The sequence below is a fragment of the Streptomyces lienomycini genome (assembly GCF_027947595.1).
GTDB classification, from domain to species: domain Bacteria; phylum Actinomycetota; class Actinomycetes; order Streptomycetales; family Streptomycetaceae; genus Streptomyces; species Streptomyces lienomycini.
On sequence record NZ_CP116257.1, the window covers coordinates 7,421,815 to 7,436,596 of the forward strand.

Sequence of the window (14,782 nt, forward strand, 5' to 3'; positions counted from 1 at the left end):
CCGCCGGGTCAGATCTGGTTCTCGCCGCCGTCGACGTACCAGTTGGCCCCGAGGACGAAGCTGCTCTGGTCCGAGGCGAGGAAGGCCACCACCGCCGCGACCTCCTCGGGGCGCCCCATCCGGCCGATCGCGATGCTCCCGCCGAGGTTCGCGTGGGCGGCGGACCGGTTCTCCTCACCGAAGAGGTTCGTGATCCCGGGGGTGTCGACCGGCCCCGGGGAGATCGCGTTGACCCGGACGCCGCGCCCCTTGAGCTCGTTGGCCCAGCCCCGCGCGAAGGTCCGGACGGCGGCCTTGGAGGCGGCGTACAGACTGAACGCCTCCGCGCCGTTGTCGGCGGCGGTGGAGGCGTTGAGGATCACCGACGCACCGTCGTTCAGCAGGGGGAGTGCCTTCTGCACGGTGAAGAGCGTGCCGCGCACGTTGACGCGGAACATCTCGTCGAACCGTTCCTCGGTGATCTCCTCCAGCGGCACGAGCGTGGCGATCGCCGCGTTGGCGAAGACCACGTCGAGGCCCCGGCCGCGGGCACGCACCGCGTCGTAGAGCCGGTCCAGGCCGGCCGGGTCCGAGACGTCACCGGCCACGGCCGTGACCCGCTGCGCGCCGATGGTCTCCACGGCCGCGTCCAGCGCGGTCTTGCGCCGCCCGGTGATGAACACGTGCGCGCCCTCATCCGCCAGCCGCACGGCGCTGGCCAGGCCGATCCCCGTGCTGCCGCCGGTGACGACGGCGGTCCTGCCTTCGAGCTGCCCCATGGTGAACGCCTTCCGAGAATTTTCTGTACCGCTCGGTACTGAAATGGACCGTAGCACATCCGTATCGGTCGGTACCGAAGGCGTAGGATGGGGGCATGGAGACGCGACAGAAGGGGCCGATCGGCCGGCCGAGGGGTTTCGACGCCGACGAGGCCCTGGAGAAGGCCATGCGGATCTTCTGGGAACAGGGCTACGAAGGCGCCAGCCTCACCGACCTGACCAGCGCCATGGGCATCACCCGCACCAGCATGTACGCGGCCTTCGGCAACAAGGAGGACCTGTTCCGCAAGGCGCTCCAGCGCTACGAGGAGGGCCCCGCCGCCTACGTGGCCCGCGCTCTGCGCAAGCCCACCGCCCGCGAGGTCGCCACGGCGTTCCTGAACGGCGCCGTCCACACGACCACACGCCCCGACTGCCCGTCCGGCTGCCTGGGCGTCCAGGGCTCCCTCGCCTCCGGCGAGACGGGACGCGCCGCGCGGGACCTGCTCGCCGACTGGCGCAACGGGGGCGTCGACCAACTCCGCGACCGGTTCCGCCAGGCCGTCGACGACGGCGACCTGCCGCCCGGCACCGACCCCCTGCACATCGCCCGCTACCTCATGACATTCGCCAACGGCATCTCCGTACAGGCCGCCGGGGGCGCCGCCCGGGAAGACCTCCAGCGGGTGGCCGACACGGCCCTGCGCAACTGGCCACCCGCCTGACGGCCCCTCCCTGGGGCCGTACGCTCTCCTGGGGGGACGCCCGGGACGCCGCCAAGACCCGTGCCTCAGGAACGGCGACGTCTCAGGCCGACGGCGGCCGGTACGACGAACAGGCCGAGCAGAGACCCCGGAAGGTCACACCCGCGGCCCCACCAACGGCAGCGGCGCGAACTCGTAGCCCTCCCACAGGCGTCGGGAGGTTTCCTCCGGGTACGGCGCGACCGTCGGCTCGGTGTCCAGGACCTGGACCAGGCGCCGGTCCGTGTCGTACGCGGGCCAGCCGGGGTCGCCGGTGCGGGCGAACGCCGTCCAGGAGGCGCGGAACCTCGACGACAGGGCCAGCGCCTCCTGCGACGGTTCCGCGCCGGCGAACAGGAGCCGCGCCATGTCCGCCTGGAAGGTGCCGAAGAGAAGGGGGACGTCCAGGGCGTGGCATGCGCCCAGGGCGCCGCCGTCGACCGGGGCGGGCCAGGTCAGTTCGTAGACGTGGGCCCGGCCGCCGCCCGCGAGGTGGGCCTCGGCCAGGTGCAGGGAGGGCATGCCGAACAGCCAGTCGGTCTGGACGCGTTCGTAGAGGTCGTTGGCGGAGGCGTCCGGGAACGCGGTCCGGTAGGCGTCCTCGCCGCCCGGCGCGTACAGGCGCAGCGCGGCGTTCGCACGGTCCTCGCCGATCTGCCCGAGCTTGCCGGCCATCGCGCTGAACAGCCGGTTCTCGTCCCGGTTGTGTCCGACGACCAGGTCGACGCCGCGGGACGCGCCGGACGCCAGCGCCTGCCAGGGCGCGACCGGCAGGAACTCGCCGTCCACGACCGGGGCGTACGGGGTCACCGTGGGCGCCGCCTGGCCCCAGCGGGCGACGTTGCCGGGCATCTTCGGGGTGAGCGCCTGCCCGGCCTTGACGAGGTCGGCCGGGGCGAGGTCCGAGAGGTCGGTGACGGTCGGGCGCAGGCCCACCTCGGCGGCGAGGGCGGCGCCGAGGTCCTCGGCGAGTTCGGGGGAGAAGAACGTGCCCGGCACGCTCTGTGCGACGGCCCGCCGGAAGAGTCCGGCCGCGCGGGGCATCGCGAGCAGCGCGGCCACGGATCCGGCGCCGGCCGACTCGCCGAAGACGGTGACCCGGTCGGGGTCGCCGCCGAACCCGGCGATGTTGTCCTGCACCCAGACCAGCGCCGCGATCTGGTCGAGCAGGCCCCGGTTGGCGGGGGCGCCCTCGATGTGGGCGAAGCCCTCCATGCCGACGCGGTAGTTGAGGGTCACGACGACGACGTCGCCGTCGGCGGCGATGCGGCGGGCGTCGTAGCCGGGGCTGCCGGCGTGGCCCATCTTGTAGGCGCCGCCGTAGATCCAGACCATGACGGGGCGGTGGGCGGCCGGGTCGGGGGCGGGCGTCCAGACGTTGACCGTCAGCCAGTCGTCGCCCTCGGCGGCGCCCGGGACGCCGGTGGCCCCCGCGATGCCGAGGTCCTGCGGGGGCGGCGGGCCGAAGGCGTACGCGTCGCGTATGCCGTCCCAGGTCCGGGCGCGGCGCGGGGCGGCGAACCGGGCGTCTCCCACCGGGGGTTGGGCGTAGGGGATGCCGCGGAAGACGGTGAGGCCGTCCTCGGTCCGGCCGCGTACCGCGCCGCCGGCGGTGCGCACCACGGGTTCCACTGACTCGACGTGCCCAGGGATCGTCATCCTCCGGACCCTACGCCGTGGTGCGCGCCGCGCTCGGTTCAGGGCCCGCTCAGCTCAGGGTCTTCAGGGACGCCGCGTCGTAGGGGGCGAGGGCGTCGAAGCGGCCGGTGAGGACCTTCTCGGCCCACTGCGGGTCCTGGAGCAGCGCGCGGCCGACGGCGACGAGGTCGAACTCGTCGCGTTCCATGCGGTCGAGGAGGTTGTCGAGGCCGTGTACCGGTGCGCCCTCGCCCTGGAATGCCTTGTTGAAGTCGCCGTCGAGGCCGACCGAGCCGACGGTGATGGCGGGCCTGCCGGTGAGCTTCTTGGTCCAGCCGGCGAGGTTGAGGTCGGAGTCGTCGAACTCGGGGAGCCAGTAGCGGCGGGTGGAGGCGTGGAAGGCGTCGGCACCGGCCGCGGCGAGCGGGGCGAGGACGGCCTCCAGCTGCTGCGGGGTCTCGGCGAGGCGGGCGTCGTAGGCCTCCTGCTTCCACTGGGAGTAGCGGAAGATCACGGGGAAGCCGGGGGAGACCGTCTCCCGTACGGCGGCCACGATCTCGGCGGCGAACTTCGTCCGGGCCACGGGGTCGCCGCCGTAGGCGTCGGTGCGGCGGTTGGTGCCGGACCACAGGAACTGGTCGACGAGGTAGCCGTGGGCGCCGTGGATCTCCACGCCGTCGAAGCCGATGCGCTCGGCGGCCGCGGCGGCCTCGGCGAAGGCGCCGATGACGTCGTCCAGGTCGCGCTGGGTCATCGCCCGGCCGGTGGGCTCGGTCTCGCCGATGCGCAGTCCGGAGGGGCCGACGGCGGGGGCGTCGGCGAACGGCGGCTGGCCGGCCTTGCGCACCATGCCGATGTGCCACAGCTGCGGCACGATCGTGCCGCCCGCCTCGTGCACCGCCGCGGCGACCTTCGCCCACCCGGCGAGCTGCTCCTCGCCGTGGAAGCGCGGGACGCGGTCGCTCTGCCCGGCCGAGTCGTGCCCGACGTACGTCCCCTCGGTGACGATCAGTCCGACGCCGGCGGCGGCGCGACGCGAGTAGTACGACCGCACGTCCTCGCCGGGGACGCCTCCGGGGGAGAACATCCGGGTCATCGGCGCCATCACGACGCGGTTCGGCACGGTGAGGCCGCCCAGGGTGGCGGGCCGGGCGAGCAGCCGGGCGGCGCGGGTCGCGGCCTCGTCGGTGGTAACGGTCACGTGGGGGCTCCTTCGGAGGGTGCCGTCGGGTGTGTGCGCGTGCATGCACCTTGCGTGGGCGTCAACCGCCCCGTCCCGCACCCGCATTCCGCCCGCCGCTCCCGGGAGGATGTGGTCCCGGACACGCCCGAGGGCGGTACCCCCTGCCGGAACAGGGGGTACCGCCCTCGGTACGCAGGACAGTGATCGGCCGAGAGGCGATCAGAAGTCCATGTCACCGCCCGGCATGCCGCCCGGAGCACCGGCCGCGGCGGCCTTCTCCGGCTTGTCGGCGATGACGGCCTCGGTGGTGAGGAACAGCGCGGCGATGGAGGCGGCGTTCTGCAGCGCGGAACGGGTCACCTTCGCCGGGTCGATGATGCCCTCGGCGATCATGTCGACGTACTCGCCGGACGCGGCGTTCAGGCCGTGGCCGACGGTCAGGTTGCGGACCTTCTCCACGACGACGCCGCCCTCGAGACCACCGTTGACGGCGATCTGCTTCAGCGGGGCCTCCAGGGCGAGCTTCACGGCGTTGGCGCCGGTCGCCTCGTCACCCGAGAGCTCCAGCTTCTCGAAGACCTGGGAGGCCTGGAGCAGGGCCACGCCACCACCGGCGACGATGCCCTCCTCGACGGCCGCCTTCGCGTTGCGGACGGCGTCCTCGATGCGGTGCTTGCGCTCCTTGAGCTCGACCTCGGTGGCGGCACCGGCCTTGATGACGGCCACGCCGCCGGCCAGCTTCGCCAGGCGCTCCTGGAGCTTCTCGCGGTCGTAGTCCGAGTCGCTGTTCTCGATCTCGGCGCGGATCTGGTTGACCCGGCCCTGGACCTGGTCGGCGGAGCCGGCGCCGTCCACGATCGTGGTCTCGTCCTTGGTGATGACGACCTTGCGCGCGCTGCCCAGCAGGTCCAGCGTGGCGTTCTCGAGCTTGAGGCCGACCTCCTCGGAGATGACCTCGCCGCCCGTGAGGATGGCGATGTCGCCGAGCATGGCCTTGCGGCGGTCGCCGAAGCCCGGGGCCTTGACGGCGACGGACTTGAAGGTGCCGCGGATCTTGTTGACGACCAGGGTCGACAGGGCCTCGCCCTCGACGTCCTCGGCGATGATCAGCAGCGGCTTGCCCGACTGCATGACCTTCTCCAGGAGCGGCAGCAGGTCCTTGACGTTGCCGATCTTGGAGTTGGCGATCAGGATGTACGGGTCGTCGAGCGACGCCTCCATACGCTCCATGTCGGTGGCGAAGTACGCCGAGATGTAGCCCTTGTCGAAGCGCATACCCTCGGTGAGCTCCAGCTCCAGACCGAAGGTCTGGGACTCCTCGACGGTGATGACGCCTTCCTTGCCGACCTTGTCCATGGCCTCGGCGATGAGCTCGCCGATCTGGGTGTCGGCGGCGGAGATGGAGGCCGTGGAGGCGATCTGCTCCTTGGTCTCGACGTCCTTGGCCTGCTCCAGCAGGGCGGCGGAGACGGCCTCGACGGCCTTCTCGATGCCGCGCTTCAGGGCCATCGGGTTGGCGCCGGCCGCGACGTTGCGCAGGCCTTCCTTGACCAGGGCCTGGGCGAGAACGGTCGCGGTGGTCGTACCGTCACCGGCGACGTCGTCCGTCTTCTTGGCGACTTCCTTGACCAGCTCGGCGCCGATCTTCTCGTACGGGTCCTCGAGCTCGATCTCCTTGGCGATGGAGACACCATCGTTGGTGATCGTGGGGGCGCCCCACTTCTTCTCGAGGACGACGTTGCGGCCCTTGGGGCCGAGCGTCACCTTGACGGCGTCCGCGAGCTGGTTCATGCCGCGCTCGAGGCCGCGCCGCGCCTCCTCGTCGAACGCGATGATCTTGGCCATGTGAAGTGGTCCCTCCAGGACTGGGGGTGATTCCTTCGGACCGCGCCCGCGCCCGCGACGGACGGCTCGCCTGCCGTGCGGTTCCTTCCCCACCCGGCCTGCGGGCCTCACCGACCCGGTCCTTCGTTGTCACTCTCACCTTCAGAGTGCTAACGCAATGATTAGCACTCGGCATGCCCGAGTGCAAGGTGCGCCCGCAAAGCGGGCTCGTTGAGGGGTGGTGGTCGGGTGACGGGCGGGCGCAAGCGCCTCTCGGGGATCGGAGTCCGTGGTCCGCCACCCGCGAACAGCGCCGCGGGGCCCGTCCGGGCAGGCCGAAGGGCCCGTACCCAGCGGGTACGGGCCCTTCGGATGAAGACCGGGTGCTGTGGTGGCCGCGCGTCTCAGGCGCTGAGGCGAACCATGTCGGCCTGCGGGCCCTTCTGACCCTGCGAGATCTCGAACTCGACCCGCTGGCCTTCTTCGAGGGTGCGGTAGCCGTCCATCTGAATCGCGCTGTAGTGGACGAATACATCCGCACCACCGTCGACCGCGATGAAGCCGTACCCCTTCTCCGCGTTGAACCACTTGACGGTGCCCTGAGCCATGCCTAACTCCCCTATTACTGGCCCTTGCACAGATCCGCACTTCGCGAACCCGGGTCAGACCTCGCCCCCCACGACTGGGGGCGTGCGCCGGAACGCGTCGACCGCGGCTGAATGTATCTGTCCAACTGCCGTCTGCAACAGGTCAGTCGGACGAGAAATCTGGACGTACCCGGTCCGGAATATGGCGAACATTCGCCTGAATACGGGTCAAGTCAGGGCACGCAAAGGGAGCAAAAGCCGCGAAACACGCCCGCACTTTGGCTACTTCTTGTCGGACGGTCGGCAGGAATTCAAGGTTCCCGATCTCGTGATCGGGAGCGCGTTCCCCAACTCTACCGTGCTCAACCACATGGAATTGCCCCCTCCGTTTCTCTTACGGAGAGGGCAATACGCACTACGAGACGTGTGCGCGGTGGGATCAGCCGCCGGCGACCGCCGGGATGATCGAGACGCCCGCGCCGTCCGGGGTCGCGGTCTGGAGGCCCTGCTCGAAGCGGACGTCGTCGTCGTTGACGTAGACGTTGACGAAGCGGCGCAGCTTGCCCTGGTCGTCCAGGACGCGGGCGGCGATGCCGGTGTGGTTCTTCTCCAGGTCGGAGATGACCTCTCCGAGGTTGGCGCCGTCGGCGCTGACCTCGGCCTTGCCGCCGGTGTAGGTGCGCAGGATGGTCGGGATGCGAACGGTCACGCTCATGCGAGGCCAGCCTCTCGGAAGGAGTCCAGGTTGGGGCGGATCGTCGCGGTCAGGCCGGTGCCGGCCACCGCGTCGAGGGTCTTCAGGCCGTCGCCGGTGTTCAGGACGACGGTGGTGAGCGACGGGTCGAGCACGCCGTCCTCGATCAGCTTCTTCGTGACGCCGACCGTCACGCCGCCCGCGGTCTCCGCGAAGATGCCCTCCGTGCGGGCGAGCAGCTTGATCGCGTCCACGACCTGCTCGTCGGTCACGTCCTCCACGGCGCCGCCGGTGCGGCGGGCGATGTCCAGGACGTAGGGGCCGTCGGCCGGGTTGCCGATGGCCAGCGACTTGGCGATGGTGTTCGGCTTCTGCGGGCGGACCACGTCGTGGCCCGCCTTGTACGCGGTGGAGACCGGCGAGCAGCCCTCGGCCTGCGCACCGAAGATCTTGTACGGCTTGTCCTCGACCAGGCCGAGCTCGATCAGCTCCTTCAGCCCCTTGTCGATCTTGGTCAGCTGGGAGCCGGACGCGATCGGGACGACGAGCTGGTCGGGCAGCCGCCAGCCGAGCTGCTCGCAGATCTCGTAGGCGAGCGTCTTGGAACCCTCGGCGTAGTACGGGCGCAGGTTGACGTTGACGAAGCCCCAGCCCTCACCGGCCGGGTCGCCGATCAGCTCGGAGCAGAAGCGGTTCACGTCGTCGTAGTTGCCCTCGATGCCGACCAGCTCGCCGCCGTAGACGGCGGCCATGACGACCTTGCCCTGCTCCAGGTCGTGCGGGATGAACACGCAGGAGCGGAAGCCGGCGCGGGCGGCGGCGGCGCCGACGGCACCCGCGAGGTTGCCGGTGGAGGAGCAGGAGAGGGTGGTGAAGCCGAAGGCGCGGGCGGCCTCGATGGCCTGGGCGACGACGCGGTCCTTGAAGGAGTGCGTGGGGTTGCCGGAGTCGTCCTTGACGTACAGCCCGCCGGTGACGCCCAGCTCGCGGGCGAGGTTGTCGGCCTTGACGAGCTTGGTCCAGCCGGGGTTGATGTTCGGCTTGTCGGCCACGTCGGCGGGGACGGGCAGGAGGGGGGCGTAGCGCCAGATGTTCGCGGGGCCGGCCTCGATGCGCCGACGCAGTTCCTCGGTGTCGTACGCCGAGAAGTCGTAGGCGATCTCGAGGGGGCCGAAACACTCCTCGCAGGCGAAGACCGGTCCGAGCGGGACCCGGTGGCCGCACTCCCGGCAGCTCAGCGCCGCGGCGGGGCCGAGGTCGACCGCTGCGGCCGTGGCGTTCGCGGGGTTCCCGGAGTTCGGGGTGGATTCGGCAGTCTGCACAGCCATGGAGGCGAGGCCCTTTCTCCTCATCTTCCTCACGACGCATCTCGCCGTGAGACGGATTTGGCACCTTCCCTAGCCGGGAGCCTCGCCACGTCTGCGTGACAAGAGCCGGCTGGAGGGTTGCCGGGGCTTCATCGGGCCGTATCCCTCTGCCCCTCTGGATGAGCGGTATGTGGTTGTTTTTCGGTTGTGCGCGCGGCGACCCCGGCATGCGGTGGCCCCACGCGTTGTTCAAGACTGTAACCGAAGGCCAGGGCGGTTGAGATAGTCGTCCGTACCGCGAGATGGATCACAAAGGAGCCAGGGGACGTGCTGGAAGAAGTCGAGCGCTGGCTGAACGCACGCTCCTGGTCCGCCGGGGACCGGCCGATCCAGCAGCTTCTGTCCGCCAAGCACGCCACCGGGCAGTCGGTCAGCGTGGTCCTTCCCGCACTGGACGAGGAGGCGACGGTCGGCGAGATCGTCGCGGTCGTCCGGCGGGAGCTGATGCTGCGGAACCCGCTCGTCGACGAGATCGTGGTGGTGGACTCCGGTTCGAGCGACCGTACGTCGGAGGTCGCCGCCGCGGCGGGCGCGCGGGTCGTGCACCGGGACGCGATCCTGCCCCGCATACCCGCCGTGCCGGGCAAGGGCGAGGTGCTGTGGCGTTCGCTGCTGGTCACCGGCGGCGACATCGTGTGCTTCGTCGACGCCGACCTGCGCGAGTTCTCCCCGGACTTCGTCTCCGGGATCGTGGGCCCGCTGCTCACCGACCCGGACGTGCACCTGGTCAAGGCCATGTACGACCGTCCGCTGGACGGAGCGGCCGGGCAGGGCGGCCGGGTCACCGAGCTGATGGCCCGCCCGCTGCTCAACCTGCACTGGCCGCGGCTGGCCGGGTTCGTCCAGCCGCTGGGCGGCGAGTACGCGGCCCGGCGCTCGCTGCTGGAACGGCTGCCCTTCCCCGTCGGGTACGGCGTCGAGCTGGGCATGCTGGTCGACGCCCTGCACCTGGTGGGCCTGGACGCGCTCGCGCAGGTCGACGTCGGCGTCCGCGTCCACCGCCACCAGGACGGGCGGGCCCTGGGCCGGATGGCCGCGGCGATCTACCGCACCGCGCAGCTCCGGCTGGCCCGCGGCCACCTGGTCCGGCCTACCCTCACCCAGTTCGAACGGGGCGTCGACGGCTTCGAGCCGCACACCTACGCGGTGGACACCGAGGAACGGCCCCCGATGACGGAGATCGCGGAGTACGCGGCCCGGAAGGTGGCCTGAGGACGGCCCGGGAGCGCGCATGGCGTCCCCCGGAACGCAGAGGTGACGCGTGGGCACGTTTGAGGTTTTCGGGGCCGGGCTAGGTTGAGGCGTATGGCTTCAAGCTTCGGTGCTGCTCAGGTGCTGGTCGCCTCCAATCGGGGGCCGGTCTCGTACGAGGTGCGGGAGGACGGGTCGCTGCACGCCCGACGGGGTGGTGGCGGGCTGGTCTCGGGACTGTCGGCCATCGGGCCGGACGCCGGGGCGCTGTGGGTGTGCTCGGCGCTGTCCGACGGCGACCGCGAGGCGGTGCGGCGCGGGGTCGGCGAGGACGGCGTGCGGATGCTGGACGTACCGGCGGACGTGCACGCGGACGCGTACAACGGGATCGCCAACTCGGTGCTGTGGTTCGTGCACCACATGCTGTACCAGACGCCCCTGGAGCCGGTCTTCGACGCGGAGTTCCGGCGGCAGTGGGCCTCCTACGAGGCGTACAACCGGGCGTTCGCCCGGGCGCTGGCCGAGGAGGCCGCCGAGGGTGCGGTCGCGATCGTGCAGGACTACCACCTGACGCTGGTGCCGGGGATGCTGCGCGAGCTGCGGCCCGATCTCAGGATCGGCCACTTCTCGCACACGCCGTGGGCCCCGGTCGACTACTTCCGGCTGCTGCCGGACGACATCGCCGAGCAGGTGCTGCGCGGGATGCTGGGCGCCGACCGGCTCGGGTTCCTCACCCGGCGGTGGGCCGACGCGTTCACCGCCTGCTGCGACGCCCTGGTGGGCGGGACCGGCGGCACGGAGACCGGCGTGCACGGGCTCGGCGCCGACGCGGACTTCCTGCGCGGGCGGTCGCACGAGGCCGACGTCGAGGAGCGGATGGCGGCGCTGCGGGAAGAGATCGGCACCGCACCGGACGGCGGGACGCGCCGGGTCGTCGTGCGGGTGGACCGGACGGAGCTGTCCAAGAACATCGTGCGGGGGCTGCTGGCGTACCGGGAGCTGCTGGCGGAGCGGCCGGAGTGGCGGGAGCGGGTGGTGCACGTCGCGTTCGCCTACCCGTCGCGGCAGGACCTCGCCGTGTACCGGGACTACACGGCCGAGGTGCGGCGGGTCGCGGACGCGGTCAACGAGGAGTTCGGCACAGCGGGGTGGACGCCGGTCGTACTGCACGTGAAGGACGACTTCGCGCGGTCGCTGGCGGCGTACCGGCTGGCGGACGTGGCCCTCGTCAATCCGGTGCGGGACGGGATGAACCTCGTCGCGAAGGAGGTCCCGGTCGTCTCCGACGCGGGGTGCGCGCTGGTGCTGTCGCGGGAGGCGGGGGCGTTCGAGGAGCTGGGCGAGGACTCCGTCGTCGTCAACCCGTACGACGTGACGGGGACGGCCCGGGCCCTGGACGAGGCGTTGCGCCTGTCGGCGGGAGAGCGGGCCGAGCGGTCGAAGCGGCTGTCCGCCGCCGCCACCGCGTTGCCTCCGGCCCGGTGGTTCCTGGATCAGCTGGAGGCATTGCGGGGCTGAGAGAGGCGGGCGCCGGTCACCGTGCCTGGACGGGCGGGCAGTAGCCGGTGTCCTCGCCGATGGAGTTGATCTCGGCGTTCGACCGGGAGTCGTCCGCGTAGTTCACCTGGTCCGTGCACTTCACGCCGTCCTGCTTCGGGGTGCCGGACGGCGTGCCGGCGGACTGCGGCGCGGGGCAGGTGCCGGTGTCCTCGCCGATGGAGTTGATCTCGGCGTTCGACCTCGGGTCGCCGGCGTAGTCCTTCTGGTCCGTGCACTTCTCCCCGCTGTCCTTCGGGGCGTCCGGGGCCGCGCCGCCGCCCGACCGGGGCGCGGGGCAGGTGCCGGTGTCCTCGCCGATGGAGTTGATCTCGGCGTTCGACCTCGGGTCGCCGGCGTAGTCCTTCTGGTCCGTGCACTTCTCCCCGTTGCCCTTCGAGGCGTCCGAGGAGGTGCCGGTGGTGGCGGCGGGGGACTGTGCGGTGCTCGTGGCGGTGGTGGCGGGGGCGGCGTCGTCGGTACCGCCGTTGCCGCCGTTGCCGCAGGCGGTCAGTGAGAGGCCGAGGGCCAGGGCGGCGAGGGCGAGCATCGGGGTCTTCCGAGCGGGCATGACGTATTCCTCCACGGTTCTGTGCCTGGCCGAGCAGGCCTTACGGCATCCAAGAGCGCAGGGGCACCGGTCCGGGTTCCCCCGCCGGTGCCGTCAGGACACGCCTGTGACATGCGGGGGAACCGTTCGTGACGTTGTCTCAGGCGAGTCGGCTCGCGAGGGCGGACAGCAGGGCCACCACCCCGGCCGGGCCGGGCACCTCCAGGTCGGCGCGCTCCCTGAGTTCCGTCACCTCGTCGCTGCCGCTGCAGACCAGGAGGCCGGGGGTGCCCTCCTCCCGGAGGGTGTCGACCGCCGCGTAGGCCGGGAGGTCGCCGAGGTCGTCACCGGCGAAGAGGACGGACCCGGCGTCGAGGGCGTGCGCGTACGACCGCAGGGCCGCGCCCTTGTCCATGCCGGGCGGGCGCAGCTCCAGGACCATGCGCCCCGGTTCGACGATCAGGCCGTGCCGGGAGGCCAGGTCGGTGAGCGGGGCCCGCAGGGTGTCGAAGGCGGCCTGCGGGTCGGGGGCGCGGCGGGTGTGGACGGCGACCGCGTGGCCCTTGTCCTCGGTCCACGTGCCCTGTGCCGCCGCCCCGGACCGCTCCAGCAGCTCCGGCAGCCCGGCGCGGACGGCGGCGACGCCGGGGTGCGGTTCGGGTGTGGTGAGGGTGCCGGTGGCGGCGTCCCAGCGCTCGGCGCCGTAGTGGCCGAGGACGACGAGGTGGTCGAGGCCGGGGACGTCCGCGAAGCCGCCGTGGTGGACGGCAGTCTCGGCGGGGCGGCCGGTGATCACCGCGATCGAGGCGACCTTCGGGGCCAGGGCCGCGAGCGCCGGTACGGCCTCCGGGTGGGCGCGGGCCCGGTCCGGGTCGGGCACGATCGGGGCGAGCGTGCCGTCGAAGTCCAGCGCGATCACCGCGCGGCCGGGGCGGGCGAGGAGGGCGTCGAGCCCCTCGCGTCCGGCGGCCGTCGCGGGCGTCGGCAAGGAGTGCGGGGCGTGCGGGGAGTCGTCTCGGGTGGAGTCCTGGTGGCTGCCCATACCGCGAACCTATCCCGCGGCCGCCGGTCCCACGCGTCGCCGCGGACTCAGCGGTCCGTGCGGCCTCAGCGGTCCGCGCGGCGGGATTCCCGCACCCGGCGCAGGCGGTTGACCGTCACCGGGTCGCAGGCCAGGGCGCGGGGGTCGTCGAGGAGGGCGTTGAGGAGCTGGTAGTAGCGGACGGGGGCCAGGCCCAGCTCCTCGCGGACGGCGCGCTCCTTGGCGCCGGGGCCGGAGAAGCCCCGGCGTTCCAGCGCGAGGATGCCGCGTTCCCGCTCGGCCAGCTCTCCCGGGTCCATGTACGGCACCGTACCGCCCGCCACCGACAGCGGCGGCCGCTACTCGGCGCTGCCCGCCCGCATCGCCGTCGCCTGGAGCTGTCCCAGGACCTCCTTGGGGCTGCCGCCCGGGGCGACCGCCTGGCCGATGCGCTTCTTGACGTCCGCGCTGACCGACGCCCAGGAGGTCTTGCCGACCGGGTACAGCTCGGAGAGCAGCAGCTCGTCCAGGAACGGCTTGAGGTTCCTGTCCTCCGCCGCGGTGCTCATGGTCCGGGACGCCGAGGTGGTCACCGGCAGCAGGTCGTACTCGCGGGAGAAGTCGAGGACGTTCTCCTCGCTGTAGACGAAGTCGAGGAAGTCGCCGATCTCCTCCTGGTGGCCGTTCTTCCTGAAGGCCGTCATCCAGTCGGAGACGCCGAGGGTGCTCGTGCTCTCGCCGTCGGCGCCGGGGGTGGTCACCATGCCGTACTTCACGCCCTTGTCGGATGCCGCCTTCATCAGCGAGGGGTGGCCGTTGAGCATGCCGACGTCGCCGTTCGCGAAGGCGGCGAAGGCGTCGGCGCGGTCGAGTCTGCCGGGCGCGACGGGGCCGGTGAGGCCCTTGCCGACCAGTTCGTCCCGCAGCCAGGTGAAGGTGGTGACGTTCTGCGGCGAGTCGAGGGAGTAGGTGCCGACGTCGTCGGTGTAGCCGCCCCCGCCGCTGAGCATCCACTGCATCGTCTCGGCCTGGGCCTCCTCGGCGCCCAGCGGCAGGGCGTACGGGTACTTCACGCCCTTCTCGTCGAGCGCCTCGGCGGCGTCGGCGAGGTCGTCCCAGGACTTGGGCGGCTGGAGACCGGCCTTGTCGAAGAGGGTCTTGTTGTAGAAGAGCACCCGGGTGGAGGCCGCGAAGGGCAGTCCGTACTGCACCCCGTTGACCTGGCCCGCGCCCGCGAGCTGGGAGACGAAGTCGGCCTGGACCGGGATGGAGAGCACGTCGTCGGCCGCGTAGAGCAGGTCCTTGTCGGCGTAGTCGGAGTAGGCGCCGATCTGCGCCAGGTCGGGCGCCTTGCCCGCCTCGACCAGCTCGCGGACCTTGCGGTCGACGTCGTTCCAGGAGTAGACGGTGACGTCCACGTGCACGTCGGGGTTCTTGGCCTCGTAGGACTCGGCCAGATCGTCCCAGTACTTCTGGGAGCTGTTGTCCTTGCCGTCGCCGTAGTCGGCGGCGACGAGCCGGAGGGTCACTCCGTCGGAGTCGCCGGTGAGTCCACAGCCGCCGAGGACCGCCGTCATGCCCAGTGCGGACACCGCCGCGATCGTTCCTGTCCTACGCCGCCGCACCCGAAATCCCCAACCCTGCGCCCGTCCGCTTACCGGATTAAGGTCTACACCACGCGAGTGGACTAGACCTCTCCCGGGTAGACGGG

General features: G+C 71.6%; 14 protein-coding genes and 1 riboswitch. Of the genes, 3 read left to right on the forward strand and 11 right to left on the reverse strand.

Going from position 1 to position 14,782, the window contains the following annotated elements:
- Positions 1-8 precede the first annotated feature (8 nt).
- On the reverse strand, positions 9-758 hold the full coding sequence (locus BJ961_RS33785; protein ID WP_271416570.1) for an SDR family NAD(P)-dependent oxidoreductase: 750 nt from the start codon (positions 756-758) through the stop codon (positions 9-11).
- A 95-nt stretch (positions 759-853) separates the two neighbouring features.
- Between BJ961_RS33785 and BJ961_RS33790 the strand changes: the two genes are divergently transcribed.
- The gene (locus BJ961_RS33790; RefSeq protein WP_271416571.1) at positions 854-1,462 is read left to right on the forward strand and encodes a TetR/AcrR family transcriptional regulator; all 609 of its coding nucleotides are present in this window, start codon (positions 854-856) and stop codon (positions 1,460-1,462) included.
- Positions 1,463-1,597: 135 nt separating this feature from the next.
- On the opposite strand, the gene BJ961_RS33795 is transcribed toward BJ961_RS33790, so the two are convergent.
- The 6 genes from BJ961_RS33795 to thrC form a co-directional block, all read right to left on the reverse strand.
- Complete coding sequence (locus BJ961_RS33795) at positions 1,598-3,139, reverse strand: carboxylesterase/lipase family protein (RefSeq protein WP_271416572.1); 1,542 nt, start codon at positions 3,137-3,139, stop codon at positions 1,598-1,600.
- A gap of 49 nt (positions 3,140-3,188) precedes the next feature.
- Entirely contained in the window at positions 3,189-4,319 is a 1,131-nt protein-coding gene (locus BJ961_RS33800; RefSeq protein ID WP_271416573.1) for an NADH:flavin oxidoreductase, read from the reverse strand.
- A 201-nt stretch (positions 4,320-4,520) separates the two neighbouring features.
- On the reverse strand, positions 4,521-6,146 hold the full coding sequence (groL, locus tag BJ961_RS33805; protein ID WP_007388714.1) for a chaperonin GroEL: 1,626 nt from the start codon (positions 6,144-6,146) through the stop codon (positions 4,521-4,523).
- A gap of 383 nt (positions 6,147-6,529) precedes the next feature.
- Positions 6,530-6,733, reverse strand: a complete 204-nt coding sequence (locus BJ961_RS33810; protein WP_004929928.1) for a cold-shock protein — start codon at positions 6,731-6,733, stop codon at positions 6,530-6,532.
- Positions 6,734-7,151: 418 nt separating this feature from the next.
- Positions 7,152-7,427, reverse strand: a complete 276-nt coding sequence (locus BJ961_RS33815; RefSeq protein WP_003974680.1) for a MoaD/ThiS family protein — start codon at positions 7,425-7,427, stop codon at positions 7,152-7,154.
- Positions 7,424-8,734 (reverse strand): threonine synthase, encoded by a 1,311-nt coding sequence (gene thrC, locus BJ961_RS33820; protein WP_271416574.1) that lies wholly within the window; start codon positions 8,732-8,734, stop codon positions 7,424-7,426. Before thrC ends, BJ961_RS33815 begins: the two co-directional genes overlap by 4 nt.
- Positions 8,735-8,751: 17 nt before the next feature.
- Positions 8,752-8,899: riboswitch (SAM riboswitch) on the reverse strand.
- 141 nt (positions 8,900-9,040) lie between these two features.
- Here thrC and BJ961_RS33825 point away from each other — a divergent pair.
- Positions 9,041-9,985 carry a glucosyl-3-phosphoglycerate synthase gene (locus BJ961_RS33825; RefSeq protein WP_271416575.1) on the forward strand — a complete coding sequence of 315 codons (945 nt, stop codon included), beginning with the start codon at positions 9,041-9,043 and terminating at the stop codon, positions 9,983-9,985.
- A 93-nt stretch (positions 9,986-10,078) separates the two neighbouring features.
- On the forward strand, positions 10,079-11,482 hold the full coding sequence (locus tag BJ961_RS33830) for an alpha,alpha-trehalose-phosphate synthase (UDP-forming) (RefSeq protein ID WP_271416576.1): 1,404 nt from the start codon (positions 10,079-10,081) through the stop codon (positions 11,480-11,482).
- Positions 11,483-11,498: 16 nt separating this feature from the next.
- Here the strand turns inward: BJ961_RS33830 and BJ961_RS33835 are convergent, their stop codons facing one another.
- The 4 genes from BJ961_RS33835 to BJ961_RS33850 form a co-directional block, all read right to left on the reverse strand.
- A complete protein-coding gene (locus BJ961_RS33835; RefSeq protein WP_271416577.1) occupies positions 11,499-12,071 on the reverse strand; it encodes a hypothetical protein in 573 nt (190 codons plus the stop codon).
- Positions 12,072-12,210: 139 nt separating this feature from the next.
- Positions 12,211-13,092, reverse strand: a complete 882-nt coding sequence (otsB, locus tag BJ961_RS33840) for a trehalose-phosphatase (RefSeq protein ID WP_271416578.1) — start codon at positions 13,090-13,092, stop codon at positions 12,211-12,213.
- A gap of 65 nt (positions 13,093-13,157) precedes the next feature.
- On the reverse strand, positions 13,158-13,391 hold the full coding sequence (locus BJ961_RS33845; RefSeq protein WP_271416579.1) for a DUF3263 domain-containing protein: 234 nt from the start codon (positions 13,389-13,391) through the stop codon (positions 13,158-13,160).
- A gap of 39 nt (positions 13,392-13,430) precedes the next feature.
- Entirely contained in the window at positions 13,431-14,696 is a 1,266-nt protein-coding gene (locus BJ961_RS33850; RefSeq protein ID WP_456300704.1) for an ABC transporter substrate-binding protein, read from the reverse strand.
- Between the last annotated feature and the right edge of the window lie 86 nt (positions 14,697-14,782).